Origin of the sequence: Tepidimonas thermarum, from assembly GCF_007556705.1 — a bacterium.
GTDB lineage: Bacteria > Pseudomonadota > Gammaproteobacteria > Burkholderiales > Burkholderiaceae_C > Tepidimonas > Tepidimonas thermarum.
Genome location: NZ_VJOL01000015.1, coordinates 13,498 through 36,289, shown reverse-complemented (window position 1 = coordinate 36,289; position 22,792 = coordinate 13,498). Strand labels below are relative to the sequence as shown.

Annotated in this window: 24 protein-coding genes; 13 read left to right on the top strand and 11 right to left on the bottom strand. The window is 68.7% G+C overall.

All coding sequences use genetic code 11. The features are described 5' to 3' along the window. The first annotated feature begins 23 nt into the window (after positions 1–23). The 5 genes from Tther_RS05485 to lysS all read left to right on the top strand — a co-directional run bounded on the left by Tther_RS05485 (position 24) and on the right by lysS (position 5,246). On the top strand, positions 24–953 hold the full coding sequence (locus Tther_RS05485) for a branched-chain amino acid ABC transporter permease (RefSeq protein ID WP_143901709.1): 930 nt from the start codon (positions 24–26) through the stop codon (positions 951–953). Positions 954–975: 22 nt separating this feature from the next. After that, positions 976–2,076 carry an ABC transporter permease subunit gene (locus tag Tther_RS05480; protein WP_143901707.1) on the top strand — a complete coding sequence of 367 codons (1,101 nt, stop codon included), beginning with the start codon at positions 976–978 and terminating at the stop codon, positions 2,074–2,076. Positions 2,077–2,086: 10 nt separating this feature from the next. Then, positions 2,087–2,857 (top strand): ABC transporter ATP-binding protein, encoded by a 771-nt coding sequence (locus tag Tther_RS05475; protein WP_143901705.1) that lies wholly within the window; start codon positions 2,087–2,089, stop codon positions 2,855–2,857. Position 2,858: 1 nt separating this feature from the next. Beyond that, a complete protein-coding gene (locus Tther_RS05470; protein WP_143901703.1) occupies positions 2,859–3,590 on the top strand; it encodes an ABC transporter ATP-binding protein in 732 nt (243 codons plus the stop codon). Between the two features lie 93 nt (positions 3,591–3,683). Further along, positions 3,684–5,246: a lysine--tRNA ligase gene (lysS, locus tag Tther_RS05465; protein WP_143901700.1), complete on the top strand. Its 1,563-nt coding sequence runs from the start codon at positions 3,684–3,686 to the stop codon at positions 5,244–5,246. A gap of 15 nt (positions 5,247–5,261) precedes the next feature. On the opposite strand, the gene rpoH is transcribed toward lysS, so the two are convergent. Next, positions 5,262–6,215, bottom strand: coding sequence for an RNA polymerase sigma factor RpoH (gene rpoH, locus Tther_RS05460; RefSeq protein ID WP_143901698.1), 954 nt, complete (start codon positions 6,213–6,215; stop codon positions 5,262–5,264). A gap of 147 nt (positions 6,216–6,362) precedes the next feature. Here rpoH and Tther_RS05455 point away from each other — a divergent pair, with 147 nt between their 5' ends. The 8 genes from Tther_RS05455 to Tther_RS05420 all read left to right on the top strand — a co-directional run bounded on the left by Tther_RS05455 (position 6,363) and on the right by Tther_RS05420 (position 15,460). Continuing rightward, the gene (locus Tther_RS05455; protein ID WP_143901696.1) at positions 6,363–8,036 is read left to right on the top strand and encodes a sensor domain-containing diguanylate cyclase; all 1,674 of its coding nucleotides are present in this window, start codon (positions 6,363–6,365) and stop codon (positions 8,034–8,036) included. Between the two features lie 42 nt (positions 8,037–8,078). After that, positions 8,079–9,200, top strand: a complete 1,122-nt coding sequence (locus Tther_RS05450; protein ID WP_143901694.1) for a PQQ-dependent sugar dehydrogenase — start codon at positions 8,079–8,081, stop codon at positions 9,198–9,200. Between the two features lie 92 nt (positions 9,201–9,292). Continuing rightward, complete coding sequence (locus tag Tther_RS05445; RefSeq protein WP_221934002.1) at positions 9,293–9,592, top strand: hypothetical protein; 300 nt, start codon at positions 9,293–9,295, stop codon at positions 9,590–9,592. A gap of 22 nt (positions 9,593–9,614) precedes the next feature. Next, the gene (locus tag Tther_RS05440) at positions 9,615–9,917 is read left to right on the top strand and encodes a DciA family protein (protein WP_143901692.1); all 303 of its coding nucleotides are present in this window, start codon (positions 9,615–9,617) and stop codon (positions 9,915–9,917) included. 166 nt (positions 9,918–10,083) lie between these two features. Continuing rightward, positions 10,084–12,840: a preprotein translocase subunit SecA gene (gene secA, locus Tther_RS05435; RefSeq protein WP_143901690.1), complete on the top strand. Its 2,757-nt coding sequence runs from the start codon at positions 10,084–10,086 to the stop codon at positions 12,838–12,840. 21 nt (positions 12,841–12,861) lie between these two features. Further along, entirely contained in the window at positions 12,862–14,097 is a 1,236-nt protein-coding gene (gene argJ / locus Tther_RS05430) for a bifunctional glutamate N-acetyltransferase/amino-acid acetyltransferase ArgJ (protein WP_143901688.1), read from the top strand. Between the two features lie 5 nt (positions 14,098–14,102). After that, positions 14,103–14,981 (top strand): ATP-binding protein, encoded by an 879-nt coding sequence (locus Tther_RS05425; protein WP_143901686.1) that lies wholly within the window; start codon positions 14,103–14,105, stop codon positions 14,979–14,981. Beyond that, positions 14,978–15,460: an NUDIX domain-containing protein gene (locus tag Tther_RS05420; protein WP_425472805.1), complete on the top strand. Its 483-nt coding sequence runs from the start codon at positions 14,978–14,980 to the stop codon at positions 15,458–15,460. Before Tther_RS05425 ends, Tther_RS05420 begins: the two co-directional genes overlap by 4 nt. Before the next feature lie 25 nt (positions 15,461–15,485). Here the strand turns inward: Tther_RS05420 and Tther_RS05415 are convergent, their stop codons facing one another. Genes Tther_RS05415 through Tther_RS05370 form a run of 10 tightly spaced genes read right to left on the bottom strand, consistent with a single transcriptional unit; the run spans position 15,486 to position 22,783 of the window. Further along, a complete protein-coding gene (locus Tther_RS05415; protein WP_143901684.1) occupies positions 15,486–15,692 on the bottom strand; it encodes a DNA gyrase inhibitor YacG in 207 nt (68 codons plus the stop codon). Between the two features lie 16 nt (positions 15,693–15,708). Then, positions 15,709–16,467 carry a cell division protein ZapD gene (gene zapD / locus Tther_RS05410; RefSeq protein ID WP_143901682.1) on the bottom strand — a complete coding sequence of 253 codons (759 nt, stop codon included), beginning with the start codon at positions 16,465–16,467 and terminating at the stop codon, positions 15,709–15,711. Between the two features lie 7 nt (positions 16,468–16,474). Then, entirely contained in the window at positions 16,475–17,080 is a 606-nt protein-coding gene (coaE, locus tag Tther_RS05405; RefSeq protein WP_143901680.1) for a dephospho-CoA kinase, read from the bottom strand. Next, on the bottom strand, positions 17,080–18,021 hold the full coding sequence (locus tag Tther_RS05400; RefSeq protein ID WP_143901677.1) for a prepilin peptidase: 942 nt from the start codon (positions 18,019–18,021) through the stop codon (positions 17,080–17,082). The genes coaE and Tther_RS05400 overlap by 1 nt, the downstream gene beginning before the upstream one ends. Before the next feature lie 56 nt (positions 18,022–18,077). Further along, positions 18,078–18,755 (bottom strand): urease accessory protein UreG, encoded by a 678-nt coding sequence (gene ureG, locus Tther_RS05395; protein WP_143901675.1) that lies wholly within the window; start codon positions 18,753–18,755, stop codon positions 18,078–18,080. Continuing rightward, a complete protein-coding gene (locus tag Tther_RS05390; protein WP_143901673.1) occupies positions 18,752–19,492 on the bottom strand; it encodes an urease accessory protein UreF in 741 nt (246 codons plus the stop codon). The genes ureG and Tther_RS05390 overlap by 4 nt, the downstream gene beginning before the upstream one ends. Beyond that, positions 19,482–20,048, bottom strand: coding sequence for an urease accessory protein UreE (ureE, locus tag Tther_RS05385; RefSeq protein ID WP_342781759.1), 567 nt, complete (start codon positions 20,046–20,048; stop codon positions 19,482–19,484). Before ureE ends, Tther_RS05390 begins: the two co-directional genes overlap by 11 nt. Before the next feature lie 16 nt (positions 20,049–20,064). Further along, complete coding sequence (ureC, locus tag Tther_RS05380) at positions 20,065–21,810, bottom strand: urease subunit alpha (RefSeq protein ID WP_143901671.1); 1,746 nt, start codon at positions 21,808–21,810, stop codon at positions 20,065–20,067. 6 nt (positions 21,811–21,816) lie between these two features. Next, positions 21,817–22,161, bottom strand: coding sequence for an urease subunit beta (locus Tther_RS05375; protein WP_143901668.1), 345 nt, complete (start codon positions 22,159–22,161; stop codon positions 21,817–21,819). A 10-nt stretch (positions 22,162–22,171) separates the two neighbouring features. Further along, positions 22,172–22,783, bottom strand: a complete 612-nt coding sequence (locus Tther_RS05370) for a HupE/UreJ family protein (RefSeq protein ID WP_143901666.1) — start codon at positions 22,781–22,783, stop codon at positions 22,172–22,174. Between the last annotated feature and the right edge of the window lie 9 nt (positions 22,784–22,792).

Here is a 22,792-nt window from a genome sequence, read left to right as displayed (position 1 = left end):
GTTCCTCACAACGGAGAGCTCTCATGGATGTTTTGCTACAGCAGATCATCAACGGTCTGGTGCTGGGCAGCATGTACGCGTTGGTGGCGCTGGGCTACACCATGGTGTACGGCATCATCGGGCTGATCAATTTTGCCCATGGTGACGTGCTCATGGTGGGCGCGCTAACCAGCTGGACGATCATCGTCCAGGCCCGCGAGGCCATGCCCGGCGCACCCGGCTGGGCCGTGCTGATCCTGGCCGCGCTGATCTCGATGGTGGTGTGCGCCGTCCTCAACTACTCGATCGAAAAGCTGGCGTACAAGCCGCTGCGCAATTCGCCGCGCTTGGCACCGCTGATCACCGCCATCGGCATGAGCATCTTGCTGCAGACGCTGGCGATGATCATCTGGAAGCCCAACCCCAAGTCCTACCCCACGCTGCTGCCGAGTGAGCCGTTCAACCTGGGCGGGGCGGTGATTTCGCCCACGCAGGTGGTGATTTTGGCCACCACCGCGATCGTGCTGTCGCTGCTGATGTACATGGTCAACAAGACCAGCCTGGGCCGCGCCATGCGCGCCACCGCCGAAAACCCGCGCGTGGCCGGGCTCATGGGCATCCGGCCCGACGTGGTGATTTCGGCCACCTTCATCATCGGCGCCATGCTGGCGGCCATTGCCGGCATCATGTGGGCGTCCAACTACGGCACGGTGCAGCACTCCATGGGTTTCATGCCCGGGCTCAAGGCGTTCGTGGCGGCGGTCTTTGGCGGCATCGGCAACCTGGCGGGCGCCGTGGTCGGCGGCATTTCGCTGGGGTTGATCGAATCGCTGGGCGCCGGCTACCTGGGGCCGCTGACGGGCGGCTTCCTGGGCAGCCAGTACTCCGACATTTTTGCGTTCATCGTGCTGGCCATCGTGCTCACGCTGCGTCCCTCGGGGCTGCTGGGCGAGCGGGTGGCCGACCGCGCTTGATGGGCTGGGACAGGAGCTTGACATGAGCCAATCCAAAACCTCCTCCAAGCTGGTCGTCTTCGCGCTGGCGGCCATCGGCCTGCTGATGCTGCCGCTGCTGCTGCAGGCCACGGGCAGCAACTCGTGGGTGCGCATCGTCGATGTCGCGCTGCTGTATGTGATGCTGGCGCTGGGCCTCAACATCGTGGTCGGCTACGCCGGGCTGCTGGACCTGGGCTTCATCGCCTTTTTTGCCGTCGGCGCCTACCTCTACAGCCTGTTGGCCTCCAGCCACCTGGCCGACAACTTCCCGGCGATTGCCGCGATGTTCCCCAACGGCATCCACCTCAGCTTCTGGATCGTCATCTTCCTGGCGGCGATCTTGGCGGGCATGACCGGGCTCATCCTGGGCTATCCGGTGCTCAAGCTGCGTGGCGACTACCTGGCCATCGTGACGTTGGGCTTTGGCGAGATCGTGCGCATCTTCATGCTCAACCTGGACCGTCCGATCAACCTGACCAACGGCCCCAAGGGCATCGCCGGTGTCGATGCGGTGACGGTGTTTGGGCACAACATGGGGCAGCGGCTGACGATCTCGTTCGGGGACTGGACCTACACCTTCGAGTCGGTGACGCTGTACTACTACCTGATCCTGTTCTTCGTCGTGATGACGGTGATCATCGCGCACCGCATGGGCAACTCGCGCATCGGTCGCGCCTGGATGGCCATCCGCGAGGATGAAATCGCCGCCAAGGCGATGGGCATCAACACGCGCAACCTCAAGCTGGCGGCGTTTGGCTCCAGCGCCACGTTCGGTGGCATTGCCGGCGTGCTGTTTGCCTCGCTCATGCGCGGCGTGTACCCGGAGTCGTTCGTCCTCATGGAGTCGGTGATGATCGTCGCCATGGTGGTGCTGGGCGGCCTGGGCCACATCCCGGGCGTGATCCTGGGCGCGCTGCTGCTGGCCGGGCTGCCAGAGCTGCTGCGCCACCTGGCCGGGCCGCTGCACCACCTCACCGACGGCCGGCTGGCGCCGGAGATCTTGCGCCAGCTGCTGATCGCGCTGGCCATGGTCATCGTCATGCTGCTGCGTCCGCGCGGTCTGTGGCCCGCGCCCGAGCACGGCAAGGCCCTGAGCAAGTGAGGAGCACCCCATGACCGACACCATCCTGAAAGTCAGCGGCGTCTCCAAGCGCTTCGGCGGCCTGCAGGCGCTCTCCGACGTTGGCATCGAAATCAAGCGCGGCCAGGTCTATGGCCTCATCGGCCCCAACGGCGCGGGCAAGACCACGTTTTTCAACGTGCTCACCGGCCTGTACACGCCCGACAGCGGCACGTTCGAGCTCGCGGGCAAGCCCTACACGCCCACCGCGGTGCACGAGGTGGCCAAGGCGGGCATCGCGCGCACCTTCCAGAACATCCGGCTGTTTGCCGAGATGACCGTGCTGGAAAACGTCATGGTCGGGCGCCATGTACGCACCAAGTCGGGCATCTTTGGCGCCATTTTGCGCACGCCGTCCTTCCGCGCGGAGGAGCGCGCCATTGCCGAGCGCGCCATGGAGCTGCTGGAGTACGTGGGCATTGCCAAGTACGCCGACTACAAGGCGCGCACCCTGTCCTACGGCGACCAGCGCCGGCTGGAGATTGCGCGCGCCTTGGCCACCGACCCGCAGCTCATCGCGCTGGACGAGCCGGCCGCCGGCATGAACGCCACCGAGAAGGTGCAGCTGCGCGAGCTGATCGACCGCATCCGCCGTGACAACCGCACCATCCTGCTCATCGAGCACGACGTCAAGCTCGTCATGGGGTTGTGCGACCGTGTGACTGTGCTGGACTACGGCAAGCAACTCGCCGAGGGCACGCCGGCCGACGTGCAAAAGAACCCCAAGGTGATCGAGGCCTATCTGGGCACCGGAGGACACTGAGATGGCGAACACCCTGTTGAAAGTCACGGGCCTGAAGGTCTCCTATGGCGGCATCAAGGCCGTCAAGGGCATCGACTTGGAGGTGCGCGAAGGCGAGCTGGTCACGCTCATCGGCTCCAACGGCGCCGGCAAGACCACGACCATGAAGGCCATCACCGGCATGCTGCTGGCCGAGGGGGGCGACATCGTCTATCAGGGTCAGTCGATCCGCGGCGTGGGCTCGTGGGACCTGGTCAAGCGCGGGCTGGCGATGGTGCCCGAAGGCCGCGGCGTGTTCACGCGCATGACCATCACCGAAAACCTGCTCATGGGCGCCTACGTGCGCCGCGACAAGGACGAGATCGCGCGCGACATCGACCGTATGTTTGCGCTCTTTCCGCGTCTGAAGGAGCGGCGCGACCAGCTCGCGGGCACCATGTCGGGCGGTGAGCAGCAGATGCTGGCCATGGCGCGCGCGCTCATGAGCCGGCCCAAGCTGCTGCTGCTCGACGAGCCCTCGATGGGCCTGTCGCCGATCATGGTGGACAAAATCTTCGAGGTCGTGCGCGACGTGCACGCCCAGGGCATGACGGTGTTGCTGGTGGAGCAAAACGCCCGCCGTGCCTTGCAGGTGGCCGACCGCGGCTACGTCATGGACTCGGGCGAAATCATCATGACCGGCGACGCCAAGGCCATGTTGGACGATCCCAAGGTGCGCGCGGCGTACCTGGGCGAGGCGGCGGCCGAGGTCTAAGCCCCCATCAGGGGCGCCCCGCGCGGCGTGGGCGCGGCCTACAATAGTGGGTTTTGCGGCACCGGCTGCAAAACCCTCTTTCGTTGTGACGCCATGACCCATACGCCCGTTGCCCCGTCGGATGCCGCGCCTGCCGAGGCCGTCAGTGAAAACCAGCTGATTGCCGAGCGCCGCGAGAAACTGCAGGCGTTGCGCGCCGCCGCGCGGCAGGGTGGCGGGCCCGCCTTCCCCAACGATGTGCGGCCGCAGCACACCGCCGAGGCCCTGCACGCCGAGTACGGCCACATGAGCAACGAGCTGCTCGAGCCGTTGCACGCACGCGTCAGCGTCGCTGGGCGCATGATGCTCAAGCGCGTCATGGGCAAGGCGAGCTTCGCCACCCTCCAGGACGCGTCCTTTGGCCCGACCGGCGGGCGCATCCAGCTCTACCTGACCAAGGACGCGTTGGGCGAGGCCACCTACGATGCCTTCAAGCACTGGGATCTGGGCGACATCGTCTACGCCGAGGGCACGGTGTTCAAGACGCGCACGGGCGAGCTCTCGATCAAGGCCGACCGGCTGCGCCTGGTGGTCAAAAGCCTGCGGCCGCTGCCGGACAAGTTCCACGGCATCCACGACCCCGAGCTCAAGGCCCGCCAACGCTATGTGGACCTGATGACCGATGTGTCGGCGCGCCAGCGCTTCGTGGCGCGCAGCCTGGCGGTCACGGCGTTGCGCGAGTACATGGTGCAGCACGGCTTTTTGGAGGTCGAAACCCCCATGCTGCACCCGATTCCGGGTGGGGCCAACGCGCGCCCGTTCGTGACGCACCACAACGCGCTCGACCAGGAAATGTACCTGCGCATCGCGCCGGAGCTCTACCTCAAGCGGCTGCTGGTGGGCGGGTTCGACCGCGTGTTCGAGATCAACCGCAATTTCCGCAACGAAGGCATCAGCGTCCGCCACAACCCCGAATTCACCATGATGGAGTTCTACGCGGCGTACTGGAACCACGTGGACCTCATGGCGTTTACCGAGCAGCTGCTGCGCCACGTCGCGCGCACGGTTTGCGGCGGGGGGCAGCTGGTCTATCAGGGCCGCGACGTGGACCTGGAGGCGCCGTTTGCGCGCCTGACCATCCGCGAAGCCATCCTGCAGCACACCGATGCCGGCGAGCGCGTCGATGATGCGGCGTGGCTGCGTGCGCAACTGCGCCGTCTGGGCCTGGACCCGGTCAAAGAGCGGCTGGATGCGCGCAGCCTGGCGGGTCTGCAGGTGCTCTACTTCGAGGAGGTGGTGGAAGACAAGCTCTGGCAGCCAACCTTCATCTGCAACCACCCGACCGAAATCTCGCCGCTGGCGCGCGCCAGCGACACCGACCCCACGATCACCGAGCGCTTCGAGCTCTACATCACGGGACGCGAGATCGCCAACGGCTTTTCCGAGCTCAACGACCCGGAGGACCAGGCCGAGCGCTTCCACGCCCAGGTGGCCAACAAGGACGCCGGCGACGACGAAGCCATGTACTACGACGCCGACTACATCCGTGCGCTGGAGTACGGCATGCCGCCCGCCGGTGGCTGCGGCGTGGGCATCGACCGCCTGATCATGCTGCTGACCGACAGCCCCAGCATCCGCGACGTCATTCTCTTTCCCGCGCTGCGGCGCGAGGGCTGAGCAAGGCGGCGCGCGTCAGGCGTAGGCTTCGAGCGCCTTGCGCAGCTTCTTGAGCGCGGCCGCCTCGATTTGGCGGATGCGCTCGGCGCTGACGCCATACTCGTCGGCCAGCTCCTGCAGCGTGGCGCCGCCGCTGCCGTCGTCTTTGACCTGCAGCCAGCGCGCGGTCACGATGCGGCGCGAGCGCTCGTCGAGCTGCGCCAGGGCGTGCTCGATGCCTTCGGAGCCCAGGCGCTCGCGCTCGCGCGCCTCCAGCACCGCGGTCGGCTCGTGCCGGTGGTCGGCCAGGTAGGCGATCGGGCCGTAGGCCTCCTCGCCATCGTCGCCCGGCAGCGGATCGAGCACCACGTCGGCGCCGCTCAGGCGCGTCTCCATCTCGATGACGTCTTCGCGGCGCACATTGAGCTCGCGCGCCACGACGTCGATTTCGGCGTCGGTCAGGCGCTCGCGGGCAGCGTCTTCGTCCGCCGCGTCGGCCTTGAAGCCGCGCTTGAGGGCGCGCAGGTTGAAAAACAGCTTGCGCTGCGCCTTGGTCGTGGCCACTTTAACCATGCGCCAGTTGCGCAAGATGAACTCGTGGATTTCGGCCTTGATCCAGTGCACCGCGTAGCTGACCAGCCGCACGCCTTGCGCGGGGTCAAAGCGCTTGACGGCTTTCATCAGGCCGATGTTGCCCTCTTGAATCAGGTCGGCCTGCGGCAGTCCGTAGCCCAGGTACTGGCGCGAGATGGCCACCACCAGGCGCAGGTGCGACAGGACCAGCTTGCCGGCGGCCTCCAGATCCTGGTGCTGGCGCCAGCGCTGGGCGCAATCGCGCTCCTCCTCGGCGCTGAGCATGGGGATGCGGTTGACCGCGCTGATGTAGGCGTCCAGATTGCCCAGCGGCGGCAGGGTCAGCGAGGTGCTCGACCACGCCGTCGCCGGTGTTTGCGCAGCAACCGGGGTCAGGGCAAGGGACGTGGCAGTCATCGGCTCTCCTCTCCTGCAATGCATCGTCATCATGTTAGCACTCTCTTGGATCGAGTGCTAAGGCCTTGGTTCCCCGTCTGGGTAAGATCACCGCTGGCGCCCGCCATGATGGCGCCGCTGCCCCTTATTTGACCTGCGGAGCCTGACGTGCCACAGCCCTCCACCGGGTTGCGAACCCCGCGCAAACTGCGCAACACGGTCGTGTTGACGGTGGGGGTGTTTGCGCTGGCCTTTCCCCTCCTGGTCTTGGCCGGATTTGCCTGGCTGTACTACCCAGAGCGACTGGAGACGGCGCACTCGTACGTGCAGGAGCGCAACCGGGCCATCAGCGCCTTCGTCGAAGGCTATTTTCGTGAAATCCGCAACACCGTCCAGCTGCTGGGCGCGATGCCGGCGGTGGCCAGCGCGCCGTGGGCGCCAGAGACCGTGCGGCAGGACGTGCTGCGCCTGTACCGCGAGGCGCAGCGGGCCAACCCGAACATTTATTACGTCTACTCGGGCTACACGGACGGCACGCTGTTGATCAACGACTACACCCCGCCGCCCGGCTTCGATCCCCGCGTCAGACCCTGGTACCGGGCGGTCATGGACGCCCGCGGCGGTCGCCAGGAGGTCGTGGGGCTGCTCTACGCGGAGGCGACGACCGGCGAGCTGCTGCTGGCCACGGCGCGTTTGCTGACCGGCCCCGACCGCAGCGCCACCGGCGTGCTGTCGATCGACAGCCATACGCGGGAAATCGCTGCGCAGATCGAAGCCCGCTCGCACATTTTTGCGTCGGCGCAAAGCTTTCTCATCGACAGCACGCACACCATCGTCGCGCATGCCAATCACGCCCTGATCGGCAAGTCGGTGCGACAGGTCTGGGGGGACGACCCGCGCATCGGCCCGCACGGTGAGATTGCCTATACCGACGGGACGCAGCGGCGCATCGGCTACATCTCCGAGATTCCGATGGCCGCCTGGCGGCTGGTGACGACGGTGGATGAGGCCGAAATCCGCGCCCCGATTCTGCAGCGGCTGGCCGTGCTGGCCGGGATGTTGTTCGCGTCATCGCTGGCCATGACGCTGGTGCTGGCGGTCCTGTGGCAACGCCGCGTCATGCGGCCGCTGGCGCTGCTGCTGCAACGCCTACGGGCCCTTTCCGCCACGGGCAGCGCGGAGGGTTTGGCAGCGCAAGCGGACGATGGGATGGCGCAAATCGCCGCGGCCATCGAGAGCACCCTGATGCAGACGCTGCTGGCGCGCAACGCCCAATTGGACCAGGCCAACCAGCAAATCTCCGCGCTCAATCAGACGCTGGCGCAGCGCAACGTTGAGCTCGCGCGCCAGGCGACATTGGACGGGCTGACGGGCATTCCCAACCGCCGAACCATCGACGCGCATCTGGTCGCTGAGCACCAGCGTTTTCAGCGGCATGGCACGCCGTTTTCGGTCATCATGTTCGACATCGACCACTTCAAAGCGGTCAACGATGTGTTTGGGCATCAAGCCGGCGACGACGTGTTGCGCGAGTTGGCGCGCATCGTGTCGCAACGCATCCGCACCACCGACGTGGTGGGCCGCTGGGGCGGGGAGGAGTTTTTGATCGTGGTGCGCAACGGCACGCTGGCCGAGGCGCAGGAACTGGCGGAGCAGCTGCGTGCCCGGGTGGCGGCGCATGCCTTTCCCATCGATCGCCCGGTGACCATCAGTTTGGGGGTGGCGCAGGTCCTGCCGCACGAGTCGATCGAGCACTTGGTCGGCCGTGCCGACGCGGCGCTGTACCAGGCCAAACACGGCGGGCGCAACCAGGTGTGTGCGGCCCCGTCCCCTGCGGCGTGAAGGAGCACAGGCTGCGCGACGCAACCCTTGAAGGAGTCTGCCATGCGATGGATCCGTGGTGCGGGTGTGGTGCTGGTGGCGGCGACCGTGGCCTTGGCCGCGGGGGCGGAGGCGGCCACGCGCGTGCAGGCCGAGACGGTGGCCAGTGGGCTGGAGCACCCGTGGGCGGTGGCCTTTTTGCCACAGGGGCGCTTTTTGGTGACCGAGCGCCCCGGGCGGCTGCGCGTGGTGGAGCCGGACGGCCGCCTGCAGCCCCCCATCGCGGGCGTGCCGCGCGTGGACGCGGTCGGGCAGGGCGGCCTGCTGGATGTGGTGCTCGACCGCGACTTTGTGCGCAACCGCGTGCTCTACCTGTGCTATGCCGAGCCCGACCCGCAGCGTCGCGGCAATGCCACCGCGCTGGCGCGCGCGGTGTTGTCGCCCGATGCGCGCCGGCTGGACGCGGTCGAGGTGTTGTTCCGCCAGCAGCCCCCGGTGGCCAGCCGGCTGCATTTTGGCTGCCGCATCGTCGAGGCGCCGGACGGCACGTTGTTTTTGACGCTGGGCGAGCGCTACCACCGCATGGCCGATGCGCAGGCGCTGGACAACCACCTGGGCAAGGTGGTGCGGGTGGGCAAGGACGGCCAGGTGCCGCCGGACAACCCGTTCGTCGGGCGGGCCGATGCGCTGCCGCAGATATGGAGCTATGGCCACCGCAACCCGCAAGGCGCGGCCTGGGGGCCGGATGGCCGCCTGTGGATCCACGAGCACGGCCCGCAGGGCGGCGACGAAATCAACCGGCCGCCGCCTGGCGGCAACCACGGCTGGCCGGTGGTGACCTTTGGCGAGCAGTACGGCGGCGGCCCGATTGGCGAAGGCACGGCCAAGCCCGGCATGGTGCCCCCCATCCACCACTGGACGCCGTCGATCGCGCCGTCGGGCATGGCGTTTTTGACCAGCGACCGCTATGGCACCGCCTGGCGTGGCAACCTGTTCATCGGCGCGCTGCGTGGGCAGCACCTGGTGCGGCTGGAGCTGGACGGGCCGCGCGTGGTGCGCGAGCACCGTTTGCTGACCGACCTGGGCGAGCGCATCCGCGACGTGCGGCAGGGGCCCGATGGCTACCTGTATGTGTTGACCGATGCGTTCGATGGCCGCCTGTTGCGCTTGCGGCCCACACCCTGAGGGGACCAGCCGGGTGGCCCGGGTGCTTTCCTGGCGTAGACTGTCGGCTCGGGGTCGGCAGGGTGTCGGTCCCAACCGTCTGGAGGCGTCCCATGCGCATCACGTTTTCCCATCTCGCCACGGGTTTGATGGTCGGCACAGCGGCGCTGGCCATGGCGGCCAGCCCGGCCTGGGCCCAGTCCCCGGCCGATGGCGCGGGCCCCACCTGCCACGCGGCGGCCGCCCACAAGAAGCTGGCCGGTGCGGCCAAAACGTCGTTTCTGAAGAAGTGCGAGCAGGATGCCCAGACCGCCTGCGATGCCCGCGCGGCCGAGAAGAAACTGGCCGGTGCGGCCAAGACCAGTTTCACACAGAAGTGCCTGCGCGACGCGGTGGGGCAGGCCGCGCCGTGAGCACAACGATCGGTTGCGCGCCATGTCCGTTTTGACGCTCCAACAGGCCGTGCGTGCCAACCCCGTGCTCGCCGACGTGGCCGAGCGTGCGTGGGCGTCGCGCCGGTTGTTGCAACGCGTGGTGGTGCACCTGCCGCCGGGCCTGCGGGACCAGGTCAGCGCCGGTCCGCTGGACGAAGGGGTGTGGTGCGTGCTGGCGGCCAACCCGTCGGTGGCGGCCAAGGTGCGGCAGCTCGCCCCGGTGTTGCTGGCGGCGGCGCGCACGGCGGGGGCGGACGTGCAAACCCTGCAGGTGCGTGTGCAGGGGCATCCCCCCCGGGCATAACGGGCGCTGGCGCCAGACCCGTGGCACGCGGGGCTACAATGCCTGCAGCAAGTGGCCTGGGCACGCAAGTGCCCGGGCCGCGCGTCATGGCGCCCTGCCGGTGGCTGGGTGTTCCGAGTTTCGCTTTGGCCACGCGCGCTGCGCGCGCTTGCGTGGTGGGATTTGTATGGCCATCCCCTTTTTGACCAAGATTTTTGGCAGCCGCAACGACCGGCTGCTCAAGGGCTACCGCAAGATCGTGGCCCGCATCAATGCGCTGGAGCCGACGTTTGCCATGCTCAGCGACGAGCAGCTGCAGGCCAAGACGGCCGAATTCCGGCAACGGCTGGCCAACGGCGAGTCGCTCGACGCCCTGCTGCCCGAGGCGTTTGCCACCGTGCGCGAGGCCAGCAAGCGCGTCATGAAGATGCGCCACTTCGACGTCCAGCTCATGGGTGGCATTGCCTTGCACCAGGGCAAGATCGCCGAGATGCGCACCGGCGAGGGCAAGACGCTGACCGCCACGCTGCCGGTGTACCTCAACGCACTCACCGGCAAGGGCGTGCACGTGGTCACCGTCAACGACTACCTGGCCAGCCGCGACGCGCAGTGGATGGGCAAGTTGTACAACTGGCTGGGCCTGAGCGTGGGCGTGAACCTGCCGCAGATGCCGCGCGAGCACAAGCAAGCCGCCTATGCGGCCGACATCACCTACGGCACCAACAACGAGTACGGCTTCGACTACCTGCGCGACAACATGGTCTACGAGGCGCGCGACCGCGTGCAGCGGGGCCTGCACTACGCCATCGTGGACGAGGTGGACTCGATCCTGATCGATGAGGCGCGCACGCCGCTGATCATCAGCGGTCAAGCCGAAGACCACACCGAGCTCTACCTCAAGATCAAGGCGCTGGTGCCCGCCCTCACGCGCCAAGAGGGTGAGGCCGACCCGCGCACGGGCGAAGGCGTGATCAAGCCGGGCGACTTCACGGTGGACGAAAAGTCGCACCAGATCCACCTGACCGAGCAGGGGCACGAGCACGCCGAGCAGTTGCTGGCGCGCGCGGGGTTGCTGCCCGAGGGGGCGTCGCTCTACGACCCGGCCAACATCACGCTGCTGCACCACCTGGTCACGGCGCTCAAGGCGCAGCACCTCTACCACCGCGACCAGCACTACGTGGTGCAAAACGGCGAGGTCATCATCGTCGATGAGTTCACCGGCCGCCTGATGGTGGGGCGGCGCTGGAGCGATGGCCTGCACCAGGCGGTGGAGGCCAAAGAGGGCGTGCCCATCCAGCCCGAGAACCAGACGCTGGCCTCGATCACGTTCCAGAACTACTTCCGCCTCTACGACAAGCTGGCCGGCATGACCGGCACGGCCGACACCGAGGCCTACGAGTTCCAGGAGATTTACGGCCTGGAGACGGTGGTCATCCCGCCCAACCGGCCGAGCCAACGCCGCGACGAGCAGGACCGCGTCTACAAGACGATGGCCGAAAAGTACATGGCCGTCATTGCCGACATCCGCGAGTGCCACGAGCGTGGCCAGCCGGTGTTGGTGGGCACCTCGTCGATCGAAAACTCCGAACTGCTGTCGCAGATGCTGCAGCGCGAAGGGCTGCCGCACGAGGTGCTCAACGCCAAGCAGCACGCGCGCGAGGCCGACATCATCGCCCAGGCTGGCCGCCCGGGTGCGATCACCATCGCCACCAACATGGCGGGTCGCGGCACCGACATCGTCCTTGGGGGCAACCTGGAAAAGATGATCGCCGCGGTGGAGGCCGACACGACGTTGGATGCCGCCGCCAAGGCGCAGCGCATCGAGGCGCTGAGCGCGCAATGGCAGGCCGACCACGAAAAGGTCAAGGCCTTGGGCGGCTTGCGCATCATCGGCACCGAGCGGCACGAAAGCCGCCGCATCGACAACCAGCTGCGCGGCCGCGCCGGGCGCCAGGGCGACCCGGGTTCGTCGCGCTTTTACCTGTCGCTGGACGACCCGCTGATGCGCATCTTTGCCGGCGACCGGGTGCGCGCGATCATGGATCGCCTCAAGATGCCCGTGGGCGAGGCGATCGAGGCTGGCATCGTCACCCGCTCCATCGAGAGCGCGCAGCGCAAGGTCGAGGCGCGCAACTTCGACATCCGCAAGCAACTGCTGGAGTACGACGACGTCGCCAACGACCAGCGCAAGGTCATCTACCAACAGCGCAACGACATCATCGACGCCGAGGACCTGTCGGCCCAGGTGGCGGCGCTGCGCGAAGGGGCGCTGACCGATCTGGTGCGCCGCTACGTGCCCGCCGGCAGCGTCGAGGAGCAGTGGGACCTGCCGGGCCTGCAGCAGGCCCTGGCCGAGACCTATGGCCTGACGCTGGACCTGGTGGGTGAGGTGCAAAAAGCCGAGGCGATGGACGACGACGACATCGTGCGTCGGGTGGTCGAGGCCGGGCACGCCGCCTACGAGGCCAAGGTTGCCCTGGCGGGACGCGCGGCGTTTACGCCCTTTGAGCGCGTGGTGCTGCTGCAGACGCTGGACAGCCACTGGCGCGATCACCTCAGCGCGCTGGACTACCTGCGCCAGGGCATCCACCTGCGCGGCTATGCGCAAAAGCAGCCCAAGCAGGAGTACAAGCGCGAAGCCTTCCAGCTCTTTGGCCTGATGCTCGACAGCGTGCGCGACGAGGTGACGCGCATCCTCATGAACGTGCGGGTGCAGTCGCCCGAGCAGGTCAGCGACGCTGCCGAGCGCATGGAGCAGGACGCCGAGCGCCTGAGCAACGTCACCTACACCGCCCCCACCGAGACCGGCGAAGCCGAAACCACCGCCGACCAGGGGCTGCTCAGCCGCTCGGCTGGCGCCGGTGTGGCGCGCGTGGGCCGCAACGATCCCTGCCCCTGCGGCAGCGGCAAGAAGTACAAGCACTGCCACGGCAAACTGACCTGAGACCCAAGGGGAACCGATACCATGGCCGTCAACTGGACCGTACCGAGCGCCGACCAACTCTGGCCCGTGGCCGGCGTGCGCCTGGGCGTGGCCGAGGCGCACGTGCGCAAGCCCAACCGCAAGGACCTGACCGTGATGCTGCTGGATGAGGGCGCGGCGGTGGGCGGCGTGTTCACCCGCAACCGCTACTGTGCCGCGCCGGTGCAGGTCTGCCGCGAACACCTGGCGGCGGGTATGGGCGTGCGGGCGCTGGTCATCAACACCGGCTGCGCCAACGCCGGCACGGGCGAGCAGGGCCTGGTCGATGCGCACACCGTGTGCATCGCGCTGGCGCAAAAGCTCGATCTTGCGCCGCAGCAGATCCTGCCGTTTTCCACTGGGGTGATCATGGAGCCGTTGCCCGTGCCGCGCATCCTGGCCGGGCTGCCGGCGGCGCTGGCCGATGCCGCGCCGGACGGGGCGCACTGGCTGCGCGCGGCCGAGGGCATCATGACCACCGACACCGTGCCCAAGGCGGCCAGCCGGCGCATCCTCATCGAAGGCGTGCCGGTGACCGTCACCGGCATCGCCAAAGGCGCTGGCATGATCCGGCCCAACATGGCCACGATGCTCGGGTTCGTCGCCACCGATGCGCCGCTGGCGCCGGGCCTGATCGACGCGCTGGCGCGCCGCGCGGCGGACGGCTCGTTCAACCGCATCACGGTGGATGGCGACACCTCGACCAACGATTCGTTCGTCGTCATGGCCACCGGGCGCGCGCCGCTGGCGCGCATTGAGTTGCTCGACAGCCCCGCAGGGCAGGCGCTGCTGGCAGCGGTGACCGAGGTGGCGCGCACCCTGGCGCACGCCATCGTGCGCGATGGCGAGGGCGCGACCAAATTCATCACCGTGCGCGTCGAAGGCGGCCGCGACGCCGACGAATGCCTGCGGGTCGCGTACGCGGTGGCGCATTCGCCCCTGGTCAAAACCGCGTTTTACGCCAGCGACCCCAACCTCGGCCGCATCCTGGCCGCGGTGGGCTACGCGGGCATCGACGATCTGGACCAGGGCCGCATCGAGCTGTACCTGGACGATGTGCACGTGGTCACCCGTGGCGGGCGCCACCCCGCCTACCGCGAGGAGGATGGCCAGCGCGTGATGCGGCAAAGCGAAATCACCGTGCGCGTGGACCTGGGCCGGGGCGCGGTCGCCGAGACGGTTTGGACCTGCGACCTCAGCCACGACTACGTGAGCATCAACGCCGATTACCGCAGTTGACGGCCATGAACGAGCATTTCGAGCGGGTGCTGATGCGGGTGGAGGCGCTGGTCGCCCGCCTGGAGTCCATCCTGCCGCAGCCGCTGGGGGCGCCGGACTGGAACGCCTCGGTTGCCTTTCGCTACCGCAAGCGTGGTGCCCACGGCGTGCTCGAGCCGGTGCGCCACGTGGCCCCGATCCGGCTGGACGATTTGCGCGAGATCGACGACCAAAAGGCCAAGGTGCAGCGCAACACCGAGCGCTTTGTGCAGGGGCTGCCGGCCAACAATGTGCTGCTCACCGGCGCGCGCGGCACGGGCAAGAGCTCGCTGATCAAAGCCTGCCTCAATGCCTACGCCGCGCAGGGCCTGCGCCTGATCGAGGTGGACAAGGCCGACCTGACCGACCTGCCGGACATCGTGGACGTGGTGGCGCCGCGGCCCGAGCGTTTCATCGTCTTTTGCGACGACCTCAGTTTCGAGGAAGGCGAGTCGGGTTACAAGGCGCTCAAGTCGATCCTGGACGGCTCGGTGGCTGCGGCCAGCCCCAACGTGCTGATCTACGCCACCAGCAACCGGCGCCACCTGCTGCCGGAGTACATGCGGGAGAACCTCAGCTACACCCACACCGATGACGGCGAGGTGCACCCCGGCGAGGCGGTGGAGGAAAAGATTTCGCTGTCCGAGCGCTTTGGGCTGTGGGTGAGCTTCTACCCCTTCAGCCAGGACGAATACCTGAGCGTGGTGCGCCAGTGGCTGACGCACTACGGCCTGGGGGAGTCGGCGATCGAAGCCGCGCGCCCGCACGCACTGGTCTGGGCGCTGGAGCGTGGCTCGCGCAGCGGCCGCGTGGCGTACCAGTTTGCGCGCGACTGGGCCGCTCGCTGGTCGCAGGAGGGGGCGTGAGCACCCCGGCCGACGCCGGCGCGCCCGGGTTGCTGGTCATCGACCCCGACCGGCCGCGTGCGCCCGGGCCGCGCCCGGTGGTGGACGTGGCGGTGGGCGTGCTCATCGACGCCGCGGGCCGCTTGTTGCTGACGACGCGGCCGCCCGGCAAGGCCTATGCGGGGTATTGGGAGTTCCCCGGCGGCAAGATCGAGCCGGGTGAGACGCTGGAGCAGGCGCTGCGGCGCGAGCTGCAGGAGGAAATCGGTGTGACCATCGGCGCCGCGCACCCGTGGCGCGTGCTGCACGCCGATTACCCGCATGCGCGCGTGTGCCTGCAGGTGTGCTGCGTGTACGACTGGCACGGCGCGCTGCACATGCACGAGGGCCAGCGCTATGCCTGGCAGACGCTGCCGGTGACGGTGGCGCCGATCCTGCCGGGCACGGTGCCGCTGCTGGACGCGTTGGCGCACCATCCGCCGCCACACCGCCCGCGTTGACGGCGGGCTGCAGCCGCCTGTGGCGTCAATGCAGCCGCGTGCCATCCCCTTGTGCGCCGGGGTCGGGCGGCGTCGGGTCGGGCACGCGAAAGTGCTCGCTGGCCCAGGCGCCCAGGTCGATTTGCTTGCAGCGCTCGCAGCAAAACGGGCGCCACGGGTTGTCCGGGGCGTAGCGCGACGGCCCGCCGCAGGTGGGGCAGGTCACGGTACGGGCTGGAAACGGTGTGGTCATCGGGGGCCCTTGGGGCTCATGCGCACAGGTGAACTTCGAACTCGGCGTCGGCATCGGCGGCGTGCTCGAGCCGGCCATCCTCGGTGCGCCGCAGCAGCCGCACCGAAAACAGCAGCCGGTTGCCACTGATTTCCGGAATCAGCCCCAGCGCCGGGTCCAGCCACACGCGCAGCAGCTGGAAGGTACGGTTTTGCGGCAGGCTTTGCTGGAACTGGCCGCGGCTGGCGTACACCTTTTGCGCCAGCCCCGACTCGCGCAGCAGCCCCAGCAGCAGCTGCACCGGCTCGGCCAGGCAGGCGATCTCGCCCGCCCAGCGCGCCAGGTCTGCCTGCCGCTGCGCCGCCGGGCGGTGTTGCCAATCGTGGTAGGCCGGCAGGTCGAAGGCACAGGTGCCCCCCGGGATGGTGATGCGGTTGCGAATCGCCGTCAGCCATTCGATGCCTGCCAGCGCATGACCGGCCTTGCCTTCGTCGTCGCGCAGCGCGGCGTAGCAGGTGTCGATGCGGGCGATGAGCTGGTCCAGCGCCACCTCGGAGATGGCGGGGTTGCCCCGGTACCCGTTGAACACGTGCTTGTGCCGCTCCAGGTCCTTGAGGATTTCGGTTTTGAGGTCGGCGCGTGCGCCCACTTCCACGATCTCGAACAGCGTCTGGATCGCGAAGTGGTGATCCAGCGGGTGCTCGCGCGCCACCAGCGTGGCCAGCCGGTGCAGCAGGTGCTCGAGGCGCAGGTAGGTGCGGATGCGCTCGTTGAAGGGGTATTCGTAGAGGATCACGCGGGCATCATAGCGGCAATCCCCGCCGCTCCCACGCTTGGCGCACGCGCGCGCGCAACGTGTCGAGGTCGATGCCGTCGTTGTCGATCACCACGTCGGCCGCGGCCAGCCGCTGCGACCGGCTGGCCTGCTGGGCCAGCACCGCCAGCACCTGTTCACGCGGCCAGCCGTTGCGCGCCATGACGCGGCGGATCTGCGTCTCGGGTGCACAGTCCACCACCCACACGCGGTCGCAGCGCGTGCGCCAGGCGTCGGATTCGACCAGCAGCGGCAGGTCGAGCACGATGGCATCGGCCGCGCAGGCGGCGACGCGGCGGTCGATTTCGGTGCGCACCAACGGGTGGATGATGGCCTCGAGCCGCGCCTTGGCCTGTGGATCGGCAAACACCAGGGCGCGCATGCGGTCGCGGTCCAGCGCGCCGGCCGGGGTGATGAAGTCGGCGCCGAAGGCGCGCCGGATGGGCTCGATGGCGGCGCCGCCCGGGGCCGTGCTGGCACGCGACAGCGCATCGGCATCCACCACCGGCGCGCCGAGTTCGGCCAGCATCGCGGCCACCGTGCTTTTGCCGCTGCCTATGCCGCCGGTCAGGCCGATGCGCAGGGGCGGTGCCATCACAGCCCCAACAGGCCCAGCAGCCGCTGCGGCCCCAGCGCCCACACCAGCAAGCCACCAAAGGCCAGAAACGGCCCAAACGGCACGTAGCGGCCCTCGCGCAGCGTGTCGGCGGCCTTCATGGCCAGCCCCACCAGGGCGCCCAGGGCGGACGCCACCAGCACCACGGGGATGAGTGCCTGCCAGCCCAACCACGCGCCCAGCGCCGCCAGCAGTTTGAAGTCGCCATAGCCCATGCCCTCCTTGCCGGTGAGCAGCTTGAAGGCCCAATAGACGCTCCAGAGGCTGGTGTAGCCCGCCACCGCGCCCCACAGCGCATCGGGCAGCGCCACCCCCGTCCAGCCCAGCGCCGCAGCGACCAGTCCCCCCCACACCAGCGGCAGCGTCAGATCATCGGGCAGCAGGGTCGTGTCCCAGTCGATGAAGGCCAGCGCCAGCACCGTGGCCGCAAACGCCCACCACGCCACGGTGGCCGCGCTGGCCCCGTAGCGGCCACAGACCCAGGCAAAGGCCACGCCGGTGAGCAGCTCCACCAGTGGGTAGCGCCAGCCGATGGCTGCGCCACAGGCGGCGCAGCGGCCGCGCAGCACCATCCAGCCCAGCAGCGGGATGTTGTGGTACCAGCGGATGGGGGTTTGGCACGCCGGGCAGTGGGAGCGCGGCACGAGCAGGTTGTAGCGCGCCGGCGTGCCGTCAGCCCCGGCGCCCATACCCGCCCCGGTGCCGGCGCGGGTGTTGGCGCTGGCGGGCCCAGCCTCGGCGGTTGGCTGGGCAGCGGCGCTGGTGGCGGCATAGGCGGCGCATTCGTCCGCCCAGCGGCGCTCCAGCATGCGCGGCAGGCGGTGGATGACGACGTTGAGAAAGCTGCCGATCACCAGCCCCAGCACCGCCGCGGCGGCCACGAGCAGCGCGGGGTCCAAGGGTGTGGGGTCGGCAGGCATTGGGCTGGTGCGGTAAGGGCTGACCGCACGAGTGTAGCGCGGCCGCTGTTGCGCACTCAGGCCGGGGTGTCGAGCAGCCCGCGCCGCTCGATGAACGCCACCACCTCGTCCAATCCCTGCAGGGTCTTCAGGTTGGTCATGACCCAGGGGCGGCGCTGCGCATCGGGCCGCATACGCGCGGTATCCGCGGCCATGACCTCGAGGTTGGCCCCGACGTGGGGGGCGAGGTCGATTTTGTTGATGACGAACAGGTCGCTTTTGGTGATGCCGGGGCCGCCCTTGCGCGGAATCTTTTCGCCAGCGGCTACGTCGATGACGTAAATCGTCAGGTCCGACAGCTCGGGGCTGAAGGTGGCGGCGAGGTTGTCGCCGCCGCTTTCGACGAAGACGATGTCGGCGTCCGGAAAACGCCGCAGCATGCGATCGATCGCCTCCAGGTTGATCGAGCAGTCCTCACGTATTGCGGTGTGCGGACAGCCGCCCGTTTCCACGCCGAGGATGCGCTCCGGTGGCAGGGCGCCGCTGACCGTCAGCAGGCGCTGGTCCTCCTTGGTGTAGATGTCGTTGGTGATGGCCACGAGGTCGTAGCGCTGGCGCATCGCCTTGCAAAGCATCTCCAGCAGCGTGGTCTTGCCGGAGCCGACCGGGCCTCCGATGCCGACGCGCAGCGGCGGCATCGGCTTGGTGCGGCCGGGAATGGTGTGCAGCGGGGCGGCTGTAAGGGTGGTGTTCATGAGCGAAAAAGGCGGCTGTACTGGGTTTCGTGGCGGGCCGAGAGGATTGCCAGCATCGGCGTGAACGACTGGCGCCTCGCAGCCGGCAGCGCGGCGGCCCGCGCGACGAGCGCCGGCAGCGCCGCGCGCAGCCGTGCCAGCAGGCGCTGGCCGGCGGCCTGGCCCAACGGCACGGCCTTGATGGCGGCCTGCGCCATCGACTCGCACCAGGCAAAGCCCGCCGCCAGCAGCGCGCGTGCCACCGGCAGCGTTGGTGGTGTAAGGCTGGCCAGCGCCCAGGCGAAGGCCACTGGATAGCTCGGCTGGCGCAGGTCCGGTGGCACGTGCGCGGGCGGCGGACAGGGCTGTAGCTCGGGCGAGAGGCTGTGCAGCCACTGCACCACGGCGTGGCCTTGCTGTTCGGTCTGCAGGCGCAGCTCGGCGCTTTCGCGCGTGCGCATCACCCAGCCGTCCAGCGCACGCAAGCCGTCCCAGTCGGCCTGTCGCCACGCAGGCAGCGCCGCCGCGATGATCGCGAGGTCGGCGCGTGCCGGTGCCAGCTCCAGCTGCGCCCGCAGCCAGTCGGCGGCGCTGGCCTCGTCGTGCACCAGGCCGATCTCGACGGCCGCCTCCAGCCCTTCGGAGTATGAAAAACCCCCCAGCGGCAGCGCCGGCGAGGCCAGCCACAGCAGCGCCAACAGGGCGTCGTCATCGGCCGCGGCCGCGCCGCCCTGCGGCGGCAGTGGGTCAGGGCGCATGCCGGTGCCCGTTGTCGACGGACGCGATCGGGTCGTGTTCATGGTCGTGACCGTGACCATGCCGATGCGTGGAACCGTGGTGGCCATAGGCGCCGGTCTCTGGCTCGAACGGCGCCTCGACCTCGGTGACGTCGAGGTGCAGCCCGCGCAGCATGTCGGCGAGCACGTGGTCGCGCTCCAGCTGCAGGTGGTCCGCAGCGATCTGCAGCGCGACGTGCCGGTTGCCGAGGTGGTAGGCGGCCCTCAGCAGGTCCCCTGGCGTGCCGTGTTGCGGGCATGGTGTGACACGCAGCAGCGGCTCCGGCGCTGCCTCGACACGCAGCAGGTCGCCATTGGTCAGCACCAGCGCGTCGCTGCCGCGCAGCACGGTGCCGCGCGGCAGCACGACGCCAACGCGCCGTCCGAGCGTGTCGGTGGCCTCGAAGCGGCTGCGCTGGCGTTGCGCCCAGTCCAGCACCAGCGCCGGGGCGCGCGTCAGCAGCGCGGGCGCCAGCCCGCCACCGCGCGGCAGTACGCGCGTGGCCAGCAGCGGGGTTGTCGCAAGGTCAGCGGCCACGATCACACCTGCGCGTTCATAAGAGAAAGTAGCGCTGCGCCATCGGCAGCACCGCCGCCGGTTCGCACACCAGCAGCTCGCCGTCGGCACGCACGGCGTAAGTCTGCGGGTCGATCTCCATCACGGGGGCAAGGTCGTTGAGCACCATGTCGCGCTTGCCGATGCCACGGCAGCCGTGCACCGCCACCAGCGACTTGCGAAGGCCATAACGCTCGCCAACCCCCGCGGCCAGCGCCGCCTGCGACACGAAGGTCAGCGACGTGCGGGACACCGCCGCGCCAAAGGCGCCGAACATGGGGCGCAGATGCACCGGCTGCGGCGTCGGGATCGAGGCGTTGGGGTCGCCCATTGCGGCAGCAGCGATCATGCCGCCCTTGACGATGACGGCAGGCTTGACGCCGAAGAAGGCCGGCTTCCACAGCACCAGGTCGGCCCACTTGCCGACCTCCACCGAACCGATGACGTGCGCCACACCATGCGCGATCGCCGGGTTGAGGGTGTACTTGGCCACGTAGCGCTTGATGCGGAAGTTGTCGTTGCGCGGCTCGTGCTCGACGCCGTGTGCGCGTCCCGGCGTCGGGGCCAGCCAGCCGCGCTGCACCTTCATTTTGTGCGCGGTTTGCCAGGTGCGCAGGATGACTTCGCCGACGCGGCCCATGGCCTGGCTGTCGCTGCTCATGATGCTGATGGCGCCCAGGTCGTGCAGGATGTCCTCGGCGGCGATCGTTTCCTTGCGGATACGGCTTTCCGCAAACGCCAGATCCTCCGCGATGGCCGGGTCGAGGTGGTGGCAGACCATCAGCATGTCCACGTGCTCGTCCAGCGTGTTGATGGTGTAGGGCCGCGTCGGGTTGGTGGAGGACGGCAGTACGTGCGCTTCGCCGACGATGCGCAGGATGTCGGGAGCGTGGCCGCCGCCCGCCCCTTCGCAGTGGAAGGCGTGGATGGTGCGGCCCCGCATGGCTGCAAGCGTTTCCTCGACGAAGCCACTTTCGTTGAGCGTGTCGGTGTGGATCGCGACTTGGGTGTCGGTTTCCTCCGCCACCGACAGGCAGGTGTCGATCGCGGCGGGCGTGGAGCCCCAATCCTCGTGCAGCTTCAGGCCGATCGCGCCGGCCACGATCTGCTCACGCAGACCCTCGGGGCGGCTGGCGTTGCCCTTGCCGAGGAAACCCAGGTTCATCGGGAATGCCTCGGCGGCTTGCAGCATGCGCTCGATGTGCCAAGGCCCTGGTGTGCAGGTGGTGGCGTTGGTCCCGGTGGCCGGGCCGGTGCCGCCGCCGGTCATGGTCGTGATGCCCGACATCAGCGCTTCCTCGATCTGCTGCGGGCAGATGAAGTGAATGTGGCTGTCGTAGCCTCCCGCGGTGACGATCATGCCTTCGGCGGCCAGCACCTCGGTGCCGGGGCCGATGACGATGTCAACGCCCGGCTGCGTGTCGGGGTTGCCCGCCTTGCCGATGGCGACGATGAGGCCGTCGCGCACGCCGATGTCGGCCTTGACGATGCCCCAGTGGTCGATGATCAGCGCGTTGGTGATGACCAGATCCACTGCGCCCTGTGCCCGGCTGCGCGGGCTCTGGCCCATGCCGTCGCGGATCGTTTTGCCGCCGCCGAACTTGACCTCCTCGCCGTAGCCGCCGGCACGCAGCGTGAGGTCCGCTTCCACCTCGGCCCACAGCTCGGTGTCGGCCAGGCGCACCCGGTCGCCCACCGTGGGGCCGAACATTTCCGCGTACGCGCGGCGCGAGATCGTGGCCATCGTGCCTCAGCCTCCGTGTGCGTCATCGTCCAGCGGCCCGTTGACCAGACCGCGAAAACCCCATGCCTGCCGTGCGCCGCCGAAGGGCACCAGCTCGATGGTGCGCTGCTGCCCCGGCTCGAAGCGCACCGCCGTGCCGCTGGCGATGTTCAAACGCATGCCGCGGGCGGCGGCGCGGTCGAACGCCAGCGCCGCATTCACTTCTGCGAAGTGGTAGTGCGAGCCAACCTGGATCGGGCGCTGGCCGGTGTTGCGCACCACCAAAGTGATGGCGGGGCGACCGGGGTTGAGCGCGAGTTCGCCGTCGGCTGTCTGAAGCTCGCCCGGGATCGGATAGTCGGGAGCCGTCATCGCAGGCAACTCAACGGGTGAGCAAGGTGTACAGGCCCGCCAGGGCGACCAGCGCGCCCCCAGCTCGTGGCGCCCAGGCGTGCCAACGGCGCAAGGCCATGCCGATGGCGATACCCAGCGCGTGCAGGATGGCCGTGCTCACCACCATGCCGGCCAACGCCGCGTGGCCCAGCAGCTCCTGCCCGTGCGCGGCGCCATGAAACCAGGCGAAGCCCGCCACGATCGCTGCGACCACTGGGGCCGGCCAGGCAGCCTGCAGCGCGATCAACACCCCGATCACCACCATGGAGGTGACGATCATCGGCTCCACCGCCGGCACGGTCAGGCCCAGTTGCGCGCTCCAGGCGCCCAGCCACAGCACGCTGGCAAAGCTCAGCGGCGCCAGCCAGACGCGCTGGGTGGTCAGTGCGCTCCAGACGCCAACGGCCAGCATGACGATCAGGTGATCCAGCCCGGTCCAGGGATGCATCAGGCCCGCCATCCAGCCGTGGTGGGCGCCTGCATCGGCTCCGGTGTGGGCCAACGCTGCATGGGCCGCCAGCCAAAGGCCCGCGCCCACCACTGCGTGGGAAACATGCCGAAGGACCGGTGCGCGCAACGAGGGTAAGTCGTTAGGTATCATGGAAACATC

What these genes read in the sequence shown, in the direction of transcription:
- Tther_RS05425 (WP_143901686.1), top strand. Translation starts at nt 14,103, where the DNA reads ATGAACGAGCATTTCGAGCGGGTGCTGATGCGGGTGGAGGCGCTGGTC.
- ureG (WP_143901675.1), bottom strand. Translation starts at nt 18,755, where the DNA reads ATGAACACCACCCTTACAGCCGCCCCGCTGCACACCATTCCCGGCCGC.
- rpoH (WP_143901698.1), bottom strand. Translation starts at nt 6,215, where the DNA reads ATGACTGCCACGTCCCTTGCCCTGACCCCGGTTGCTGCGCAAACACCG.
- Tther_RS05440 (WP_143901692.1), top strand. Translation starts at nt 9,615, where the DNA reads ATGTCCGTTTTGACGCTCCAACAGGCCGTGCGTGCCAACCCCGTGCTC.
- Tther_RS05400 (WP_143901677.1), bottom strand. Translation starts at nt 18,021, where the DNA reads ATGCCTGCCGACCCCACACCCTTGGACCCCGCGCTGCTCGTGGCCGCC.
- Tther_RS05475 (WP_143901705.1), top strand. Translation starts at nt 2,087, where the DNA reads ATGACCGACACCATCCTGAAAGTCAGCGGCGTCTCCAAGCGCTTCGGC.
- ureC (WP_143901671.1), bottom strand. Translation starts at nt 21,810, where the DNA reads ATGGCCACGATCTCGCGCCGCGCGTACGCGGAAATGTTCGGCCCCACG.
- Tther_RS05470 (WP_143901703.1), top strand. Translation starts at nt 2,859, where the DNA reads ATGGCGAACACCCTGTTGAAAGTCACGGGCCTGAAGGTCTCCTATGGC.
- lysS (WP_143901700.1), top strand. Translation starts at nt 3,684, where the DNA reads ATGACCCATACGCCCGTTGCCCCGTCGGATGCCGCGCCTGCCGAGGCC.
- coaE (WP_143901680.1), bottom strand. Translation starts at nt 17,080, where the DNA reads ATGGCACCGCCCCTGCGCATCGGCCTGACCGGCGGCATAGGCAGCGGC.
- Tther_RS05415 (WP_143901684.1), bottom strand. Translation starts at nt 15,692, where the DNA reads ATGACCACACCGTTTCCAGCCCGTACCGTGACCTGCCCCACCTGCGGC.
- Tther_RS05480 (WP_143901707.1), top strand. Translation starts at nt 976, where the DNA reads ATGAGCCAATCCAAAACCTCCTCCAAGCTGGTCGTCTTCGCGCTGGCG.
- Tther_RS05450 (WP_143901694.1), top strand. Translation starts at nt 8,079, where the DNA reads ATGCGATGGATCCGTGGTGCGGGTGTGGTGCTGGTGGCGGCGACCGTG.
- argJ (WP_143901688.1), top strand. Translation starts at nt 12,862, where the DNA reads ATGGCCGTCAACTGGACCGTACCGAGCGCCGACCAACTCTGGCCCGTG.
- Tther_RS05375 (WP_143901668.1), bottom strand. Translation starts at nt 22,161, where the DNA reads ATGACGGCTCCCGACTATCCGATCCCGGGCGAGCTTCAGACAGCCGAC.
- secA (WP_143901690.1), top strand. Translation starts at nt 10,084, where the DNA reads ATGGCCATCCCCTTTTTGACCAAGATTTTTGGCAGCCGCAACGACCGG.
- Tther_RS05390 (WP_143901673.1), bottom strand. Translation starts at nt 19,492, where the DNA reads ATGCGCCCTGACCCACTGCCGCCGCAGGGCGGCGCGGCCGCGGCCGAT.
- Tther_RS05370 (WP_143901666.1), bottom strand. Translation starts at nt 22,783, where the DNA reads ATGATACCTAACGACTTACCCTCGTTGCGCGCACCGGTCCTTCGGCAT.
- Tther_RS05485 (WP_143901709.1), top strand. Translation starts at nt 24, where the DNA reads ATGGATGTTTTGCTACAGCAGATCATCAACGGTCTGGTGCTGGGCAGC.
- Tther_RS05445 (WP_221934002.1), top strand. Translation starts at nt 9,293, where the DNA reads ATGCGCATCACGTTTTCCCATCTCGCCACGGGTTTGATGGTCGGCACA.